The 17,060-nt window shown below is 72.2% G+C and carries 17 protein-coding genes; 6 read left to right on the forward strand and 11 right to left on the reverse strand.

Features of this window, described 5'->3' with window-relative positions; translation table 11 throughout:
• Positions 1–37: 37 nt before the first annotated feature.
• Complete coding sequence (locus tag C1I93_RS18480) at positions 38–796, reverse strand: DUF4230 domain-containing protein (protein ID WP_111244546.1); 759 nt, start codon at positions 794–796, stop codon at positions 38–40.
• Positions 797–1,034: 238 nt separating this feature from the next.
• Here C1I93_RS18480 and C1I93_RS18485 point away from each other — a divergent pair, with 238 nt between their 5' ends.
• Positions 1,035–1,937 carry a helix-turn-helix domain-containing protein gene (locus C1I93_RS18485; protein ID WP_111244547.1) on the forward strand — a complete coding sequence of 301 codons (903 nt, stop codon included), beginning with the start codon at positions 1,035–1,037 and terminating at the stop codon, positions 1,935–1,937.
• A gap of 216 nt (positions 1,938–2,153) precedes the next feature.
• Entirely contained in the window at positions 2,154–3,179 is a 1,026-nt protein-coding gene (locus tag C1I93_RS18490; RefSeq protein WP_212808668.1) for an SMP-30/gluconolactonase/LRE family protein, read from the forward strand.
• Between the two features lie 148 nt (positions 3,180–3,327).
• Here C1I93_RS18490 and C1I93_RS18495 read toward each other — a convergent pair whose 3' ends face one another.
• From C1I93_RS18495 to C1I93_RS18510, 4 genes are all read right to left on the reverse strand, one after another.
• Positions 3,328–3,507 carry a hypothetical protein gene (locus C1I93_RS18495; protein WP_212808669.1) on the reverse strand — a complete coding sequence of 60 codons (180 nt, stop codon included), beginning with the start codon at positions 3,505–3,507 and terminating at the stop codon, positions 3,328–3,330.
• Positions 3,508–3,605: 98 nt separating this feature from the next.
• Positions 3,606–4,316, reverse strand: coding sequence for a hypothetical protein (locus C1I93_RS18500; RefSeq protein ID WP_111244548.1), 711 nt, complete (start codon positions 4,314–4,316; stop codon positions 3,606–3,608).
• 122 nt (positions 4,317–4,438) lie between these two features.
• The gene (locus C1I93_RS18505) at positions 4,439–5,086 is read right to left on the reverse strand and encodes a response regulator (protein WP_223256398.1); all 648 of its coding nucleotides are present in this window, start codon (positions 5,084–5,086) and stop codon (positions 4,439–4,441) included.
• Positions 5,087–5,169: 83 nt separating this feature from the next.
• On the reverse strand, positions 5,170–6,393 hold the full coding sequence (locus C1I93_RS18510; RefSeq protein WP_146603527.1) for a sensor histidine kinase: 1,224 nt from the start codon (positions 6,391–6,393) through the stop codon (positions 5,170–5,172).
• A gap of 87 nt (positions 6,394–6,480) precedes the next feature.
• On the opposite strand from C1I93_RS18510, the gene C1I93_RS18515 reads away from it, so the two are divergent.
• On the forward strand, positions 6,481–7,692 hold the full coding sequence (locus C1I93_RS18515; RefSeq protein WP_111244550.1) for a sensor histidine kinase: 1,212 nt from the start codon (positions 6,481–6,483) through the stop codon (positions 7,690–7,692).
• Between the two features lie 13 nt (positions 7,693–7,705).
• Here the strand turns inward: C1I93_RS18515 and C1I93_RS18520 are convergent, their stop codons facing one another.
• The 6 genes from C1I93_RS18520 to pdxH all read right to left on the reverse strand — a co-directional run bounded on the left by C1I93_RS18520 (position 7,706) and on the right by pdxH (position 12,888).
• Positions 7,706–8,872, reverse strand: a complete 1,167-nt coding sequence (locus tag C1I93_RS18520) for an acyl-CoA dehydrogenase family protein (protein ID WP_111244551.1) — start codon at positions 8,870–8,872, stop codon at positions 7,706–7,708.
• The gene (locus C1I93_RS18525) at positions 8,869–9,174 is read right to left on the reverse strand and encodes a type II toxin-antitoxin system VapB family antitoxin (RefSeq protein WP_111244552.1); all 306 of its coding nucleotides are present in this window, start codon (positions 9,172–9,174) and stop codon (positions 8,869–8,871) included. The genes C1I93_RS18520 and C1I93_RS18525 overlap by 4 nt, the downstream gene beginning before the upstream one ends.
• Positions 9,175–9,358: 184 nt before the next feature.
• Positions 9,359–9,961, reverse strand: a complete 603-nt coding sequence (locus tag C1I93_RS18530) for a nitroreductase family protein (RefSeq protein ID WP_111244553.1) — start codon at positions 9,959–9,961, stop codon at positions 9,359–9,361.
• Positions 9,962–9,971: 10 nt separating this feature from the next.
• The gene (locus C1I93_RS18535; protein ID WP_111244554.1) at positions 9,972–10,913 is read right to left on the reverse strand and encodes an aldose 1-epimerase family protein; all 942 of its coding nucleotides are present in this window, start codon (positions 10,911–10,913) and stop codon (positions 9,972–9,974) included.
• Positions 10,914–10,924: 11 nt separating this feature from the next.
• Positions 10,925–12,265 carry an MFS transporter gene (locus C1I93_RS18540; RefSeq protein WP_111244555.1) on the reverse strand — a complete coding sequence of 447 codons (1,341 nt, stop codon included), beginning with the start codon at positions 12,263–12,265 and terminating at the stop codon, positions 10,925–10,927.
• Positions 12,262–12,888, reverse strand: coding sequence for a pyridoxamine 5'-phosphate oxidase (gene pdxH / locus C1I93_RS18545; RefSeq protein WP_181445225.1), 627 nt, complete (start codon positions 12,886–12,888; stop codon positions 12,262–12,264). Before pdxH ends, C1I93_RS18540 begins: the two co-directional genes overlap by 4 nt.
• Positions 12,889–13,169: 281 nt before the next feature.
• On the opposite strand from pdxH, the gene C1I93_RS18550 reads away from it, so the two are divergent.
• The 3 genes from C1I93_RS18550 to sepH all read left to right on the forward strand — a co-directional run bounded on the left by C1I93_RS18550 (position 13,170) and on the right by sepH (position 17,058).
• Positions 13,170–14,276 (forward strand): citrate synthase 2, encoded by a 1,107-nt coding sequence (locus C1I93_RS18550; RefSeq protein WP_111244557.1) that lies wholly within the window; start codon positions 13,170–13,172, stop codon positions 14,274–14,276.
• 272 nt (positions 14,277–14,548) lie between these two features.
• Positions 14,549–15,676: a phosphoserine transaminase gene (gene serC / locus C1I93_RS18555; RefSeq protein ID WP_111244561.1), complete on the forward strand. Its 1,128-nt coding sequence runs from the start codon at positions 14,549–14,551 to the stop codon at positions 15,674–15,676.
• A 311-nt stretch (positions 15,677–15,987) separates the two neighbouring features.
• Positions 15,988–17,058 (forward strand): septation protein SepH, encoded by a 1,071-nt coding sequence (gene sepH, locus C1I93_RS18560; protein WP_111244558.1) that lies wholly within the window; start codon positions 15,988–15,990, stop codon positions 17,056–17,058.
• Positions 17,059–17,060 lie beyond the last annotated feature (2 nt).

Genomic DNA, 17,060 nt, shown 5'->3' on the forward strand with positions numbered 1-17,060 from the left:
GTCTCGTGGGCTCGGAGATGTGTATAAGCGACAGGGGTTAGGGGGTGGTGTAGGTGATGGTGATTTGTTCGTAGTTGAGGGAGCGGAGTAGACCTTCTAGCATTTTGCGGGTGTTCTCCTCGGCTCGGACGGCCAAGCCGCTCTCCCGGGCGGCGGCGGTGATCCGGTCCTCGGCCAGCTGGTAGACCTGCTGCTGCCGGTTCGGGTCGCCACCGATCAGGTCGCCGACCCGGTTGAGCAGGCCGCGCTCCTCGGCGAAGACGTAGCTCTTGTCCAGGTCGAGATTGGTCTCGGCGAGCTGCGGCGCAGGCAGCTTGATCTCGACGGACTTGCCGTCCGCCGACGGCACGACCGCCCCCTCGGTGAGGGCGCCGAAGTCGACGTACGCCTCCACACTGCCCGAGCCGACGAAGAGTGTCCGGTCGTTGACCAGCCAGTCCGGCACGTGCTTCCGGTCGTTCTGGAGGTCCACCACCACCTGGAAATTGCCCTCGGCGGCCACATAGCGGCTGAGGTCCTGCATCGACTCCAGCAGCGCGGGCTGGCTGCGGTCGGTCTGCTCCTTGGTGAAGGGGTTACGGAACTCCGGCAGGAGCCCGGTGGTCTGCACACCGAGCAGCACCACCACCGCCACCGCCGCGGCACCGAGCACCCAGAGCAGGGCGCGCACCGCACCGCCCCCCGACGGCGCGGGCGGGCCGCCCGGCCGGTCGTCGTGCGGCTCCGCCAGGTCCGAGTGTGGATCAACCTGCGGGTATGCGCTGGTGGGCTCGTTGATGTCGCCGTCGCGTGCCATCGCCCTCACCGTCCTTGTCAGACGCGTTGTCTGTTGATGACGGTAAGCCCCCGGTACGACAGCCGCTCGTCGAGTCGGATGGCCGCCTGTTTTCGCAGGTCAAGCGGTCTCGCGGGGGACACCGGTAGTCGTCGCCCACGGCGCGGGTGCCCGGCCCCGGGAACCGTAGCCACCCACCGTGCGGGCTACCCCGGAGAGGGTGTGGTTACCGGCCCCGGCCGGCCGAATACTGGGTGACGTGGACGCGAAACGACAGCTCGGCGAGTTCCTCTACACCCGCCGTTCGCAGCTCAGGCCGGCGGACGTCGGCCTGGCAACCTACCCCGGCCGGCGGCGGGTGGCCGGGCTTCGCCGGGAGGAGCTGGCGCTGCTCGCCGGGGTCAGCTCCTCGTACTACGCCAGGCTCGAACAGGGGCAGTCATCGAACGCCTCCGCAGAGGTCCTGGACGCCATCGCCACCGCGTTGCGGCTCGACGAGGCGGAGCGCCGGCACCTGCACGACCTGGCCACCGGATCCCGCCGCCGGGCCGGCGGCCGGCGGGTGGCACCGGAGCGGGTCAGTCCGGCGGTGCGCCAACTCATCACGGCACTGGGTGACGTTCCGGTACTGGTGCTGGGACGGCGCAGTGACGTGCTGGCCTGGAACCGCGCCGGGAACGCCCTGTTCGCCGGACACCTGGAGTTCACGAGTCCGCAGCAGCCGCAGACCCGGCCGAACATGGCTCGTCTGGTGTTTCTCGACCCGCACACCCGCGAGCTGTACGGCGACTGGCCGGAAAAGGCGCGCGCCGTGGTCGGCACCCTGCGACTCTCATCCGGCCAGTATCCCGATGATCCGGCCCTGGCCGTGCTGATCGGCGAGCTCTCGGTCAGGAGTCCGGAGTTCAGCCACATGTGGGCCGATCACCGCGTGAAGTCCGGCGGCGAGCCGGTGTACGAGATGCGGCATCCGCTGGTCGGCGCGATGAGCGTCACCCAGCAGAGCCTGCGGACCGAACAGGGCCAGCACCTCGTGGTCGCCACCACCGAGCCCGGCTCCCCCTCCCAGGCGGCAATGACCCTGCTGGTGCACAGCGTGGTCACCGCCCGGACAGCACCCGCCGACGGGGCGACGACCATCCACGCACCGACCGCCCGGTAACCCGTCCGTTCGCTACGTCGCCTGTCCCGCACAGGCGTTTCGCGGCAGTTCCGCAACCACAGTCAGGTCATCGTCGGCGCCCGGGAAACGGCGCCACGGTCCCGTGCGCCCGGGAAGTGGTGCCACGGTCCCGTGCGCCCGGAAACGGCGCCGCTGACACCCGCCCACTCGGCCGGCAGATGCGCCGAGCAACCATCCACAAGGAGAGCAGGACAAGTGCGCAAGAGAATTGTCAACGCCCCGATCGCCGCCGCCGTAGCCGGCCTCACCGTCGTGACGGTGCTGGGCACCGGCACCGCTTCGGCTGCCGTCCCCGTTTCGCCAGCCGTCACGGCACCGGCATCGGCCGTACCGCCGTCGGCCACCCAGGCCACCACGCTCCGTTCCCGGATCGCGCTGCACTTCGACCTGGCCAAGGGCCAGCTACCGGAGAATATCGCGTTCTCGCCGGCCGGCACCGCGTACGTCACCTTCGCCGGTGCCCGTCAGGTCGCCGCGATCGACCGGGACGGCACGATCCGTACCCTGGCGACCCTGGCCGCCCCCGCCGACGGCGGGGTCGACACGCCGGCGCTCGGGTTCCCCCTGACCACGGGCATCGTGCGGCACCGGGACGGGACGCTGTATTTCCTGTACGCCAGTGGTGACGCCGCCTCGACCGGCCTGTACCGGCTCAAGCCGGGCGGCACGCCGCACCGCATCGCCGCACTACCGGAGAACGGCCTGCCCAACGGCCTGACCTTCGACGAGCGGCGGGGGATCTTCTACGTCACCGACTCGGTGCTCGGCACGATCTCCACGGTGCAGCGGACCGGCGGACGGGTGACCGTCTGGTCCTCGGCACCCGAACTCGCCCCTACCGGTTTCCTGGGGGTCAACGGCGTCAAGGTCCGCGACGGCGCGGTGTGGGCCACCAACCTGGACCAGGGCACGCTGCTGCGGATTCCGGTGCACCACGGCGCACCGGCGAAGGTCGAGGTCCGGGCCGACGGCCTGACCGGCATCGACGACTTCGCCTTCGCCGGCAGCGGCACCGACCAGGTGATCGCCGCCCTCGTCGGCCAGAACACGGTGGCCCGCATCGACGGAGCCGGCCGGTCGACGACGCTGCTGACCGCCGCCGACGGTCTGCAGAACCCGACGGCGGTCGCCGTCCGCGGCGGGACGGTGTACGTCACCAGCGCCGCCTACCTCACCGGCACCGACCCCAACCTGATCGTCGCCGCCCTGCCCCGCCACTGACCGCACGCCCCCGAGTAGCAACGGGCTGAACGAGATCGAGCCGGGTGACGACACGTCACCCGGCTCGATCTCAACGCCCTGGTCCCTCGACCCGAAACACGGGTCTGGGGAGTTCCGCGGTCACGCCGTGTTGGGTCGGTCGGCTCGTTCAGCCGTCCATGCCGCTGAGGGCCAGCTGGATCCACATGACCGAGGCGGCGGCGATGCCCAGGAAGGTGAGCGCCGACAGTCCTGACGCGGCACCGAGGCTGAAGCGCCTGCGTGCCACCAGGAAGACGGCCACGGATGCGGCCACCGCGAACAGCGCCAAGTAGAACGTGAATCCCATTGTCTGCTTCTCTCTCTCAGGTGGACGTACCGCAGCGCGGTCGTCCCTCGGGTGGGGTGGGTCGTTCGTCGTGCACAGGAAACGGGCTGCGGGAACCGTCACTGGGCGTACGGCAGGACCTGAAGGCCGGTGTCCCCGTCCTCGCCGGTCGTGATGCGGCCGTCCTTGACGCGGATGACGCCGTAGGCGCCGTGCAGCTCGAACAGGCCGGAGTCACCGGCCAGGGCCACCCGCCAGACCTGCGACGCCTTCCCGTCCTGGCAGGTCTCCAGCTTCAGCGGGGCACCGGCGGTGTCCGCGACGCAGTACCCGCCACCGGCTTCCTCGTTCCAGAACGGCGGCTTGATGACCACCCGGTTCTCGGCCGAAACCGCGGCCGGGTACAGGGCCATCATCGTGGAGTCCGTGCGGCCGGTCCCGGTGAAGTTGACAGCGCTCCGCCCCACCTGGAGGAAGCGGTCCACGCCGTCCCCGGCGACGTCGATCAGGACGCTCTTGCCGGCCCTGATGCCGGTGATGCGGAGCTCGGACAGGTCCGAGGTGACCTTCGCCTTGGTCGTCGGCCCAGCCGTCGGCCTGGCCGGAGCGGCAGTGGCCTTCCCGGTCGGCGCGACGGACGCCGACGCGGTCGAGGTCTCGTCGGGGGCCACAGAAGCAGGCGGCGCCACGGCCGTCCCGGACGGGGCCGGCGCGGAGCTGGCCGACGGTGCCGCGGCGGTGTCCTGGTCACTGTCGCAGGCGGTGAGCAGGGTGGCGGCAGCGGCGAGGACAGCTCCGATGACGAACGAATGGTTGCGACGCGTGTTCATGCCCTAGAGCCTGCCGAACCGCGACCCCGATGCCTTCCGTCCGTGAGCCGGCACCGGCTCGGCGCTGGGCGGATATCCGGCACCGTGCCTCCACCTTTCGGTGGAGGCACGTCCCGCACCTGTCAGGCGTCGACCAGCCCCGCGCGCCACGCCCAGGAGGCGACCTCGACCCGGTTCCGTACCCCGAGCTTCGACTGCGCGGCAGCCAGGTGCGTCTTGACTGTGGACACCGCGACGAACAACTCGGCCGCGATCTCCTGGTTGGTCAATCCCCGTGCCACCGCCCGCACGACGTCGCTCTCCCGGTCCGTCAGGGACTCCACCGGTATGGCCGCCCGGACCTGCGGCCGGTGCCGGAAATGACGCAGCAGCCGGACCGTGACCTGTGGCGCCACCAGTGTGTCGCCGCGTACGGCCGCCCGTACCGCCTCGACCAGCAGGGCCGGTCCGCAGTCCTTGAGCAGGAAGCCGCTCGCCCCGTACTGCAGGGCGGTGTCCACGTACTCGTCGTCGTCGAACATGGTGATGACGACGACCGGGATTGGATCGGCCACGTCGGGACCCGCGAGCAGCCGGGTCACCTGTAGTCCGTCCAGGACCGGCATCCGGATGTCCAGTACGCACACGTCCGGGCGCAGCCGGCGCGCCGCCTCGACCGCTGCCTGCCCGTCGGCGACGTCGGCCACCACTGTGATGTCCGGCTGGGCCTCCAGGATCATCCGGAACCCGACCCGCATCAGTTCCTGGTCATCGGCGATCAAGACCCGCACTGCCTACCGTCCCCATCCTGGTGACACCGACGGCCACTGCCGCGGGCCTGCCTCAGCGAACCGCACGAATGATACGGCCCGGTCTACCGCTCAGCCTGGCGCAGCGGCACGTCGGCGGTCACCCGCCAGCCACCGGTCGTGCGGCCGGCGGTGAACCGGCCACCGAGCAGACGCACCCGCTCCCGCATGCCGACGAGCCCGGAACCAACGCGGTGTCCACGGACCCTCCCGGTGGCCCTCCCGTCGTCGCGGACCTCGACCCGGACGTTCCCCGCCTCCGTCCATACCGAGGCCACGATCTCCCGGGCCCGGTCGGCGTGCCGCCGGGCATTGGTCACCGACTCCTGCACGAGACGCAGCACCGATGTGGCGACCTCGTCGGCCACCGGTTCGGCCAGCTCGACCGTCAGGCGCACCGGCGGGCTGCCGGCCGCCGTCACCGTCCGTAGGTCGGCCGCCAGGTCGGTGGTCCGGGCCAGCGGCGCCAGGGCCTGCCCCTCGCCCGGTTCACGGTCGCGCAGCGCGGTGACCAGGCGACGCATCACGGACAGCGCCTCGATCCCGGAGCGTTCGATCACCGGCAGCACCTGGGCCGCCGCGCCCGGCTCCGCCGCGGACCGCACCTGCGCGGCCCGCACCTGTTCCGTCATCACGCCGACCTGGTGTGCCACCACGTCACGGAGTTCCCGCGCCAGGCCCAGCCGCTCACGCTGCCGCGCGGCAAACACCGCGGCGCGGCTCGCCCGGGCCCGCTCCCGGTCACGACCCCGCAGGTACCACCCGTACGCCACCGGCAGCACCGCCATCGCCACTCCGGACAGCCCCACGCTCCACCATGGCTCCGGCGTCGACCCGGCGGGCAGCGACCAGTACGCCGGCCGTAGCTGCGCCGCCGCCACAGCGGTGGCCAGGACCAACCCGGTGAGCCCGGTCGCCACGACCGCCGGAACCCGCCGGACCACCGCCACGATCACGGCCGCCAGCGCGGCGAACTCGGTAGCCGCCAGGCCCGCCGGCATCTCGGCACCGACCACCCGCAGCAGCCCCGACGAGACGACGAGCGTCGCCACGGCGCCCAGCGCCCCGGCAACCGGCCGCGCCTGCGCCAGCAGCGCCATGGCCGCCACCGCGACGGCGCCCGGCACCACCCATCCCCGGCCCGCGGTGTCCAGTTCCACCAAGGTCTGCACGTCGAGCAGCGCCAGGACCACCAGCAGAATCGCCAACGGCAACTGCCGCAGCACCGGCGCCATCAGCACAGTCTTCCCACCAACCCGCAACGCCTCCGCCGACCACGGAGAGGACATTGGACACAGTACGGGTACGCCTCGTCGGCACCGGACCCGTACGGCAGTTGGGTTATCGTCACCGGCGACTGCCCGGGATCCTGGCCCGTGCGCGGACAGCTTGGTGGCGGTGTGCGGCTCAACTGGCGAGGTCTGATCACCTGGGACTGGCCCCTGGCCGGGCTGCTCGTGCTCGCGTTGGCCCTGGACGGAGCGGCGGCGAGCGAGCTGACCCGGTACGACGATCGGTGGGGGCTGCCGGGTTCCTTCGCCCTGTGCGGCCTCGCGCTGCTGGCGTCCCGCTGGCCGACCGTCGCGGGGGTGGGTGCCGCGGGGATCCTGCTGGTGTGGTCGGTGGTGCTGCGGCTGGCCGACGCCACCGTCCTCTCCGCCGCGGGCGGACTGCTGACCGCCGAGGTCGTCGCGGTCCTGGCCGTCATCGTCGCCGTCGTCCGCCGGTCCCCCGGGTCCACCGCCACCGGAGTCGTGGGGCTGCTCCTGCTGAGCTGTCTCGTGGTCCCGGTCCTGCGGCCGGAGCACCCCGACTTCCCTCAGGACCTGGGCTGGGCGGCGGTTCTGCCGGTGCTGGCTGTCCTCGTCGGCTGGTACCTGCGGGCGCGCGACGCCGAACACGCGCGGGAGACCCGGGCCGTGGTGCTCGCGGCGCAGCTACAGGAGCGGGTTGCCCTGGCGCGGGAGTTGCACGACGTGGTGGCGCACCACATCGGCGGGATGGTGGTGCAGGCCCAGGCGGCGCAGGCGGTGGCCGGGCCAGACCCCGACGCCCCCGGACGGGTGCTGCCGGTGATCGAACGCGCCGGCGCGGACGCCCTGTCGGCGATGCAGCGGATGGTCGTCATGTTGCAGGACACCGGTGAGGGCGGCGGGGAGGCGGTGCCGCTGACCACGGACCTGGTCGCCGATCTGCACGCGGTGACGGCCACTCCGGAAGGTGGCGTCCCGGTCCGGCTGACGGTGGAGCTCACCGAGCCGGTACCGGCGGAGGTCGCGACCACGGTGCTGCGGCTGGTGCAGGAGTCGGTGACGAACGCGCGGCGGTACGCCACCGACGCCCAGGAGATCACCGCGACGGTACGCGCCGCAGACGGGATCGTCCGGGTCCAGGTGCGCGACGACGGCCGGCACACCGGCCAACCGAGACGGTCGGGCGGCAGCGGTTACGGACTGGTCGGCATGCGGGAACGGGTGCAGTTGTTCGGCGGCCGGTTCGAGGCGGGCCGGTTGCCCGGTGCGGGCTGGCAGGTGCGGGCGGACGTCCCGCTGCGGGCCCGGGAGACCAAGGGCTCCGCTACTCGGTGAACTCGACGACCGGTCAGGTGAACGCGGAGATCCCGGTCAACTTCTGGCCGATCACCAACTGGTGGATCTCCGAGGTGCCCTCGTAGGTGAGCACGCTCTCCAGGTTGTTGGCGTGCCGCATGACCGGATAGTCGCCGGAGACACCGTTCGCGCCGAGGATGGTGCGGCACTGCCGGGCGATGGCCAGCGCCTCGCGTACGTTGTTGAGCTTGCCGACGCTTACCTGTTCCGGGCGGAGCTTCCCGGCGTCGGCCAGCCGGCCCAGGTGCAGGGCAAGCAGGAAGCCCTTCTGCCACTCCACCGCCATGTCGGCGAGCTTCGCCTGGGTGAGCTGGAAACCGGCGAGCGGGCGACCGAACTGGGTGCGGGTGCCGGCGTACGTCAGGGTGGTCTCCAGGCAGTCGCGGGCCGCGCCGAGCGCACCCCAGACGATGCCGTGCCGGGCCTCGGTGAGGCAGCTCAGCGGCGCCTTCAGCCCGACCGCGTCGGGCAGCCGGGCGTCCGCCGGCAGCCGGACCTCGTCGAGTGAGATCTCACCGGTCACCGAGGCGCGCAACGACATCTTGCGGCCGATCTCCCGCGCCGCCACCCCGGGCGTGTCCATCGGTACGACGAACCCGCGCACCCCGTCGTCGGTACGCGCCCAGATCACCGCCACCTCGGCGATCGGCGCATTGGTGATCCACATCTTGCCGCCGTGCAGGATCCAGTCGTCGCCGTCGCGGCGGGCCCGGGTGGCCATCGACGCCGGATCGGAGCCGTGATCCGGCTCGGTGAGGCCGAAGCAGCCGATCGCCTCGCCGGCCGCCATCGCCGGCAACCACCGCTGCTTCTGCTCCTCGCTGCCGTAGCGCCAGATGGCGTACATCGCCAGCGACCCCTGCACCGAGACCAGCGACCGGATGCCCGAGTCACCGGCCTCCAGTTCCAGGCAGGCCAACCCGTACGCGACGGCCGACGAGCCGGCGCAGCCGTACCCGGTCAGGTGCATGCCGAGCAGGCCGAGCCGGCCGAACTCGCGGGCCAACTCCCGGGCCGGTACCTGACCCGCCTCGTACCAGCCGGCGACGTGCGGGCGTACCCGATCGTCGACAAGCCGGCGCACGACGGCGCGGACCTGCCGTTCCTCCTCGGTCAGCGACGAGTCCAGGTCGAGCAGGTCGACCGGACCCGCACTCACTCGACCGGGCCGGAATACACGAACACCCGGGCGTGGATCTGGTTGCGCTGTTGCAGCGCGGCGCGCAACGCCCGGTGCAGGCCGTCCTCCAGATAGAGGCCGCCGTTCCACTGGACCACGTGCGGGAACAGGTCACCGTAGAAGGTGGAGTCCTCGGCGAGGAGCTTGTCCAGCGCCAGTTCCCGCTTGGTGGTGATGAGTTGGTCCAGCCGCAACGGACGGGGCGGAATCTCCGCCCACTGCTTGAGCGTCAGATTGTGTTCCGGATAGGGACGCCCGTCCCGGACCGCTCTGAAGATCACGACGGCACGCTCCCCTCCCCCTGGCCGGGACGAACCGCGACGCCGGTCGCGGCGTGGCGCCGCGACCCGCAGCACCGATGACCTTGCCAGCGTAGCCGCACCCCGCACCCCACGTTCTGTTCCCTGATGCCAGTTTCACCACCTGTCGTCCGGTTCTCAACCGGACGAAACCGACCGCTTCGGGTCAGCTCCACCGCCCGCGCCGGACAACCTCCTCCACCGGACGCCGTCCTCGGCGCAACGATGGTGACCGGTGGTCGGGCGCACGGTAACCGATCGTGAGCGCGCCGATCGGGTGGTACGCCTCCGGCACGCCGAAGGCCGCACGGTACGACTCCAACCGCTGCGGCGGAATGCCGAAAAAGCAGGAACCGAGTCCCTCGTCGACGGCGGTCAGCATCATCAGCAGCGCGGCGAACCCGGTGTCGACGTACCAGTAGGGCACCGGCCAACGGTCCGTCGACCGGTCCGCCCAGCCCTTGTCCGGCTCCGCGTACCGCTCCAGGTAGACCGAGCGGTTGGCGTGCGGCACCACGATCACCGGGGCGCGACGCATCCCGGTCAACCAGCGCCCCATCCCGCCGCCCTCCGGTGTGCTGGCCGCCCAGAAGCGTTCCCGTTCGGCTGCCTCCTCCAGCACCAGGAACCCCCAACCCTGGGAGAACCCGGCCGACGGCGCCCGGACCGCGTGCTCCAGCAACCGCTGGAGCACCTCCGGCGGAACCGGGCGGTCCGGGTCGTAGTTGCGCACCATCCGGCGCCGCCGTACGACCTCCGCGAACTCCACAGGACTCTCCTCAGCGTGTGCCCGGCTCCGTGGGCCGGATGCCCCAGCCACCGCGCCAGGTCTCCCCCGGCGCCAGGACGATCAGATCCCGGCCGGACCGGAACGCGTCCGGCGGGCAGGTCATCGGCTCCACCGCGACCGAGCGGCGGTGCCGCTCACCGGAGAGCGTGTCACCGGTGTAGACCTGCCACCAGCCGAACTGCGCGTCGGCCCAGATCCGCAGCCCACCCGTGCCGTCCGGGCCGGTGAGGGTGACCGCCGAGCCCCCGTCGTCATCGCGCACCACATCGCCGAAGGCCAGGTCCAGCACCGCGTCGCCGATACGTCGTGGCTCGGTGAAGTCGTACTCGGTGCCGGCGACCTTCGCCACACCCACCGGCAACAGCCGGCTGTCCACCACCACCCGGCTCTGTGCCGGCACCCGCAACGCGATGTCGTCCACCGCCACCCCCGGCAGGCGCAGGTACGGGTGCACGGAGAAGCCGAACGGCGCCGGCTCGACACCGACGTTCGTCACCTCGTGCTCGGCGCGCAGCCCGTCCGCCCCCACGCTCCACCGGGTACGCAGCCGCAACGGCCACGGGTAACCCGGCTTCGGCAGCAGGTCGTGGCCGATCGTGACCTCGTCCGGGCGTTGCTCGATCAACTCCCACGACGCCCAGTTGACCAGGCCGTGCAGGGCGGTGTACCGCTCCGGCTCGGTGATGTGGAGCTGAAGTGACCGTTCGCCGAAGGTGTAGACGCCGTCGCGGATCCGGTTCGGCCAGGGCGCAAGCACCTGGCCGGCCGAACCGGGACACATCTCGTCGGCGGCGAACCCGTCGAGGTGCTCGACGCCGTCCTGCCGGTAGGCGCGCAGTCCGCCGCCCAACTCGACGATCACCGCCTCGTGGCCGGCGGCGGAAATGGTCCACTGTGCCCCCGACAGGGGACGCGGCTCGCGGGTTTCCATGTCGCCAGACCCTAGCCTCCGGAACCGGTCTCCGCTCGCTGCGGTCGGCCTTGCGCGACGTCGTCCGCCGGCGGCGACCCGGTCGCGGCCCGGTAGCGGGTCAGCACCGGGAACGCCACTGCGAGCAGCACCGCGAGTGCCGCCGCCGCCAGGCCGCCACCGACCCAGGCCACCCCGCTGCCGAACCCGGCCGCCATGGCACCGGCCCGCAGATCACCCAGGCGCGGTCCACCGGCCACCACCACCGTGTTGACCCCCTGGAGTCGGCCGCGCATCCGGTCCGGCGCGTAGACGATCAGCATCGACTGCCGTACCACCGAGCTGACCAGGTCGGCCGCCCCGGCCAGCACCAGCAACGCGACCACCAGCCAGAGCTGCCGGGCCAGCCCGGCGAGCGCCACCGCCACGCCCCAGCCGACCACGGCCAGCACCAGCACCAGCCCCTGCCGGCGGACCCGGCCGATCCAGCCGGAGAAGAGCCCGGCGAGCAGCGACCCGAGCGCGATCGAGGCGTAGAGCCAGCCCACCGCCGCGCCGCCACCGAACCGCTCGGTCGCCACCTCGGGAAAGAGGGCCCGGGGAAAGGCGAACACCATCGCGATCAGGTCGATGGCGAAGGAGAGCAGCAGCACCGGCGCGCCGGCCAGATAGCGGACACCGTCGACGATGCTGCGCAGCCCGGCCTGCCGGGGCGTACCGTCCGGATCCGGCTCGGGTGGCATGACGGGCAGCCGGATCGCCGCCCAGACCAGGGCGACGAGCAGGGTGGCGTCCAGGCCGTAGGCGATCGGCAGCGCGATGTCGAGGTCGAAAGTGGCGAGGATCAGACCGGCCGCCAGCGGCCCGAGCACCGAGGTGGCCATCGCCGTGGTGAAGTTCAGCGTGGCGGCGGCGGGCACCAGTTCGGTGGGAACCAGCCGGCCGACGAGCGCGCCCCGGGCCGGGCCGCCGAGCGCGAACGAGACCGCGCTCAGCGCCACCAGCGCCAGCAGCAGCACCGGGCTGCCGACGTTCAGCAACGCCTGGGCGAGCAGCCCCAGCACGGAGATCCAGAGCAGCACCGAGCTGCCCAGCAGCACTCGACGCCGGTCGGCCGCGTCGGCCACCGCGCCGCCCCAGAGCCCGAAGATCAGCAGTGGTACGAAGCCGGCGATGCCGAGCAGTCCCACCCAGAGTGAGTCCTCGGTCAGCGCGTACATCTCCACGGGTACGGCGACCGCGGTGAACTGGAACCCGAACATCGCGATGCCGTTGCCGAGCCACAACCGCCGGTACGCCGGCACCCGCAGCGGACGCAGGTCGATCGCCCAGCGACGCTGCTCGCTCGACCGGGAGGTGTCGGTCGCGGTCACGGTGCGAGCCGCTCCACGACCCAGCCGGAGCCGGTACTGCGGAACCGCAGCCGGTCGTGCAACCGGCTGGCCCGCCCCTGCCAGAACTCGACCGACTCGGGTCGTACCCGCAGCCCGCCCCAGTGCTCGGGGGCGGGGATCGGGTCCACGTCGGCGAACCGCTCCGCCGCCGCCCGGTACGCGTCGTCGAGCGCGGCCCGGTCCGGCAGCACCGACGACTGGGCGCTGGCCCACGCCCCCAGTCGGGAGCCGCGGGGCCGGCTGGCGAAGTACGCCTCGGTCTCGGCCCGGTCGACCGGCTCCACCGAGCCGGCGACGACCACCTGCCGGTGCATGGGGAACCACGGGAACACCAGGCTGGCGTACGGGTTGGTGAGCGCCTCGGCGCCCTTGCGGGACCGGTAGTTGGTGAAGAAGACGAAGCCCTCCGGGTCGTACCCCTTGAGCAGCACGGTCCGCGCGCTCGGCCGGCCGGCGGCATCGGCGGTGCCCACCACCATCGCGTTCGGCTCCGGCAGCCCGGCGGCCACCGCCTCGGCGAACCAGATGTCGAACTGGGTGTGCCAGTCATCCGCCAGGTCGGCCTCGATCAGCCCGGACTCGGCGGCGTACTCGTGGCGCATCCCCGCTGGCGGCGGTGTGTCCCCCGTCACGTTTCCTCCCCTGCGCACCGGGCCACTGCCGGCCCGACCAGCCTCTACGGCCCAGTCTGGCCGACGGTGTGGCGGCTTGCGCGGCCGGGGATGTCGTGTGCAGCACATCGATCGTGTCTCGCGTACCCGGTAACCAGCAGGCAAGATGTCACGAACACATATCCCTGAGGGTCGCCTAAGGCGCTCACCCGGCCGGGGCCGGGGACACCGAGCCCGGGCGGGCGCACCGACCACACACCAGGAGCAGTGAGATGGCCGATTTCAAACCCGGACTTGAGGGTGTCGTCGCGTTCGAGACCGAGATCGCTGAGCCCGACCGCGAGGGCGGCGCGCTGCGCTACCGCGGGGTCGACATCGAGGATCTGATCGGCCAGGTCTCCTTCGGCAACGTCTGGGCCCTGCTCGTCGACGGCCGGTTCGGCCCGGGCCTGCCGCCGGCCGAGCCGTTCCCGGTGCCTGTGCACTCCGGCGACATCCGGGTCGACGTGCAGTCCGCCGTCGCCATGCTCGCCCCGTACTGGGGGTTGCAGCAGCTGCTGGACATCTCCGACGAGCAGACCCGCGAGGACCTCGCCCGGGTGTCGGTCACCGCGCTCTCCTTCGTCGCCCAGTCGGCCCGGGGCCTCGGCCTGCCGGCGGTGCCGCAGAAAGAGATCGACAAGGCGTCCACCGTCGTCGAGCGCTTCATGAAGCGCTGGCGCGGCGAGCCCGACCCGCGGCATGTCAAGGCGGTCGACGCGTACTTCATCTCGGCGGCCGAGCACGGCCTGAACGCCTCCACCTTCACCGCGCGGATCGTCGCCTCCACCGGCGCCGACGCCGCCGCCTGCATCTCGTCGGGCATCGGCGCGCTCTCCGGCCCGCTGCACGGCGGTGCGCCGTCGCGGGTGTTGACCATGCTGGAGGCGGTCGAGCGCAGCGGCGACGCCGAGGGCTACGTCAAGGGTGTGCTCGACCGGGGCGAGCGGCTGATGGGCTTCGGCCACCGGGTGTACCGGGCCGAGGACCCACGCGCCCGCGTGCTGCGCCGCACCGCCAAGGAGCTGGGCGCGCCGCGCTTCGAGGTCGCCGAGGCGCTGGAGAAGGCCGCCCTGGCCGAGTTGCAGGCCCGCCGGCCGGACCGGGTGCTGGCCACGAACGTCGAGTTCTGGTCCGCCGTGGTCCTCGACTTCGCCGAGGTGCCGGCGCACATGTTCACCTCCATGTTCACCTGCGCCCGGATGGGCGGTTGGAGCGCACACATCCTGGAGCAGAAGAAGCTGCAGCGGCTGGTCCGCCCGTCCGCCCGGTACGTCGGGCACAGCCCCCGCAAGCCGCACGAGGTGGACGGCTGGGACGCCGTCCCCCACGACGTCTGAGGTGCAAGGAGGGGCCCCCTGTTAACGCCTCAGGTAGAGGAGGGGGCCCCTGTTAACACCCCGCAACCTGGTGCACGGGTGTGGCGGAGGACTCAGCTCCGGCCGTGGGACCAGCGGCCGACCAGGCCGCCGCTGGTGCGAGGATATGAACCGGCAGTGTCGCCGGACCGGGGCCCGGATCTCGAGCGGCCTGTGCGGCCACGCACGGGTTCTCGATTCGCACCGGCGTGGACCGGGCCCACCCTCGCCCATTCGGAAGGATCTTCAAGATCGTGGCTGACGCACCGACCATCCGGATTCCCGACGAGATCAAGCCCGCCGACGGCCGATTCGGCTGCGGGCCGTCCAAGGTCCGTCCGGCGGCGGTCTCCGCGCTCGCCGAAGTGGCGACCAGCTACCTGGGCACCTCGCACCGGCAGAAGACGGTCCGCGACCAGGTCGCCCGGTTGCGTTCCGGCATCGCCGAGTTCTTCTCCCTGCCCGAGGGCTACGAGGTGATCATCGGCAACGGCGGCACCACCGCGTTCTGGGAGGTCGCCACCTTCGGCCTGATCCGTGACCGGGCCCAGTTCGCCAACTTCGGCGAGTTCGGCGCGAAGTTCGCCAAGGCGGTCAAGGACGCGCCGTTCCTCGGCGAGCCCACCGTCCGCAAGTCGGACGCGGGCAGCGCGCCGACCCTGGTCGCCGAGGCGGGCGTGGACGTCTACGCCACCCCGCACAACGAGACCTCGACCGGCGTGGCGGTGTCGATCGGCCGGGTGGCCGGGGCCGACCCCGACTCGCTGCTGCTCGTCGACGCCACCTCCGGCGCCGGCGGCCTGGAGGTCAACGTCGGGGAGACCGACGTCTACTACTTCGCCCCGCAGAAGTGCTTCGGCTCCGACGGCGGGCTCTGGCTGGCCCTGATGTCACCGGCCGCGCTGGAGCGGGCCGCCGAGGTCAAGGCGTCGGGCCGGTACATCCCGGCCTTCCTCGACCTGGTCACCGCGATCGACAACTCGCGGCTGGAGCAGACGTACAACACCCCGGCGCTGGCGACGATCTTCCTCGCCGCCGAGCAGACCGACTGGATGAACTCCCAGGGTGGGCTGACCTGGGCGGCCAAGCGCACGGCCGAAAGCGCGTCGATCGTGTACGGCTGGGCCGAGCGCTCCGCCGTCGCCACGCCATTCGTCGCCGACCCGGCGCTGCGCTCCAACGTCGTCGCCACCATCGACTTCGCCGACGGGGTGGACGCCACCGCGATCGCCAAGGCGCTGCGCGCCAACGGCATCGTGGACACCGAGCCGTACCGCAAGCTGGGCCGTAACCAGCTGCGGGTCGCGCTCTTCCCGGCCGTCGAGCCCGCCGACGTGGAGGCGCTGACGGCCTCCATCGACTACGTCGTCGAGCGGCTGTAACCGGTCCAGCACCTCACCACCGGTCCAGCACCTCACGCCGACCGGTCCGGCGAACCGCGCCGCGGGCCCGGCCACCCATTCGGGGGGCCGGGCCCGTCGGCGGCGGGGCCGCCCGCCGGCTGACGAGGTCCGCCGGGGCCAGGGCCGACCGGGCCCGGCTGAGCCGTCAGACAGCGGCGGACCAGCCCGAATCGACTGTACGACCGGGCGTGGCGTCTCCCACCTGAGTGACAATGGGCGTACGGTGGTACGCAACGCCCGGGTGGCCGGCTCGTGGCGAACGGCCAGCGAAGCGGGACGGAGGCAACGCAATGCGCCCAGTACGCTTCGTCGCCCTCTCCGAGGACGGCCAGGCCCTGGTGCTCGCCGACGAGGTCGGGCGGCTGCTCGCCCTGCCCATCGACGAGCGTATCGCCGGAGCACTGCACGCCGAGCCGGGCGCGCCCACCCTCGCGGTGGCCCCGGCCACCGCCGACCCGGTGCCGTCGCTGTCCCCACGGGACATCCAGGCCCGGATCCGCGCCGGTGAGTCCGCCGAGGATGTGGCCCGCATCGCGGGCGTTCCGGTCGACCGGGTGCTGCGCTACGCCGGGCCGGTGCTCCAAGAGCGGGCGATGCTCGCCCAGCATGCCCGCCGCACCCGGCTCAAGGGTGCCGAGAAGCCGACGCCCCTGGCCGAGGTGGTCAACGGCCGGCTCGCCCAGCACGGCATCGACACCGAGAAGATCTCCTGGGACGCGTGGCGCCGCGACGACGGCACCTGGCGGATCGTCGCCACTTGGCCGTCCGGCAAGGCCACCGCGCAGGCGGTCTGGGATCTGGACAAGACCCGCCAGTCGGTGACCCCGCACGACGACATGGCGCAATACCTCTGCGCCGAGCGCCCGACGCCGATCCTGGGCCAGGAGCCGGCACCCGAGCGGGGCGGGCATGCCCTGCCCACCCCGTCGCGCGGCGAGCCGAGCCGGGGCGGGCACGGTCTGCCCGCGCCGGCCGAGTCGGGCCGCTCGGGCCGTGACCCGATCCGGGCCGGCCGGGACGCCCTGCTCGCCTCGCTCGACCGGCCGCTCGGTTCGACCTCGGGCCGCGGTCTTGAACCCCGCTCGCCAGCCGCGCTGGCCGGGTCGGATTCGCCCCGGCAGCGGGCGGTCAGTGGTGGTGCCGCCGCGCTGCTCGGCGGCGGCCAGGGTTCGGCCTTCGACGACGATGCCGACGCGCCCAAGGAAGTTCCGGCCGTGCCGTCCCTGGCCGTGCTCCGCCCCCGCCGGCAGGGCGCGGCGGCGACCGAGACGTCCGACCCCGCCGGCAAGCCGCGCAAGCGCCTGCCCAGCTGGGACGACGTCCTCTTCGGCAGCGGCCCCGCCGCCCGAGAATCCTCCTAACC

This window comes from Micromonospora endophytica, from assembly GCF_003236305.1.
GTDB lineage: Bacteria > Actinomycetota > Actinomycetes > Mycobacteriales > Micromonosporaceae > Micromonospora > Micromonospora endophytica.

Bases quoted from the DNA above. Each gene is read 5' to 3' on its own strand.
- C1I93_RS18480 (WP_111244546.1), bottom strand. From the start codon at position 796: ATGGCACGCGACGGCGACATCAACGAGCCCACCAGCGCATACCCGCAG.
- sepH (WP_111244558.1), top strand. From the start codon at position 15,988: ATGCGCCCAGTACGCTTCGTCGCCCTCTCCGAGGACGGCCAGGCCCTG.
- C1I93_RS18535 (WP_111244554.1), bottom strand. From the start codon at position 10,913: ATGGAAACCCGCGAGCCGCGTCCCCTGTCGGGGGCACAGTGGACCATT.
- C1I93_RS18500 (WP_111244548.1), bottom strand. From the start codon at position 4,316: ATGAACACGCGTCGCAACCATTCGTTCGTCATCGGAGCTGTCCTCGCC.
- C1I93_RS18510 (WP_146603527.1), bottom strand. From the start codon at position 6,393: ATGTCCTCTCCGTGGTCGGCGGAGGCGTTGCGGGTTGGTGGGAAGACT.
- pdxH (WP_181445225.1), bottom strand. From the start codon at position 12,888: ATGCGCCACGAGTACGCCGCCGAGTCCGGGCTGATCGAGGCCGACCTG.
- C1I93_RS18495 (WP_212808669.1), bottom strand. From the start codon at position 3,507: ATGGGATTCACGTTCTACTTGGCGCTGTTCGCGGTGGCCGCATCCGTG.
- C1I93_RS18550 (WP_111244557.1), top strand. From the start codon at position 13,170: ATGGCCGATTTCAAACCCGGACTTGAGGGTGTCGTCGCGTTCGAGACC.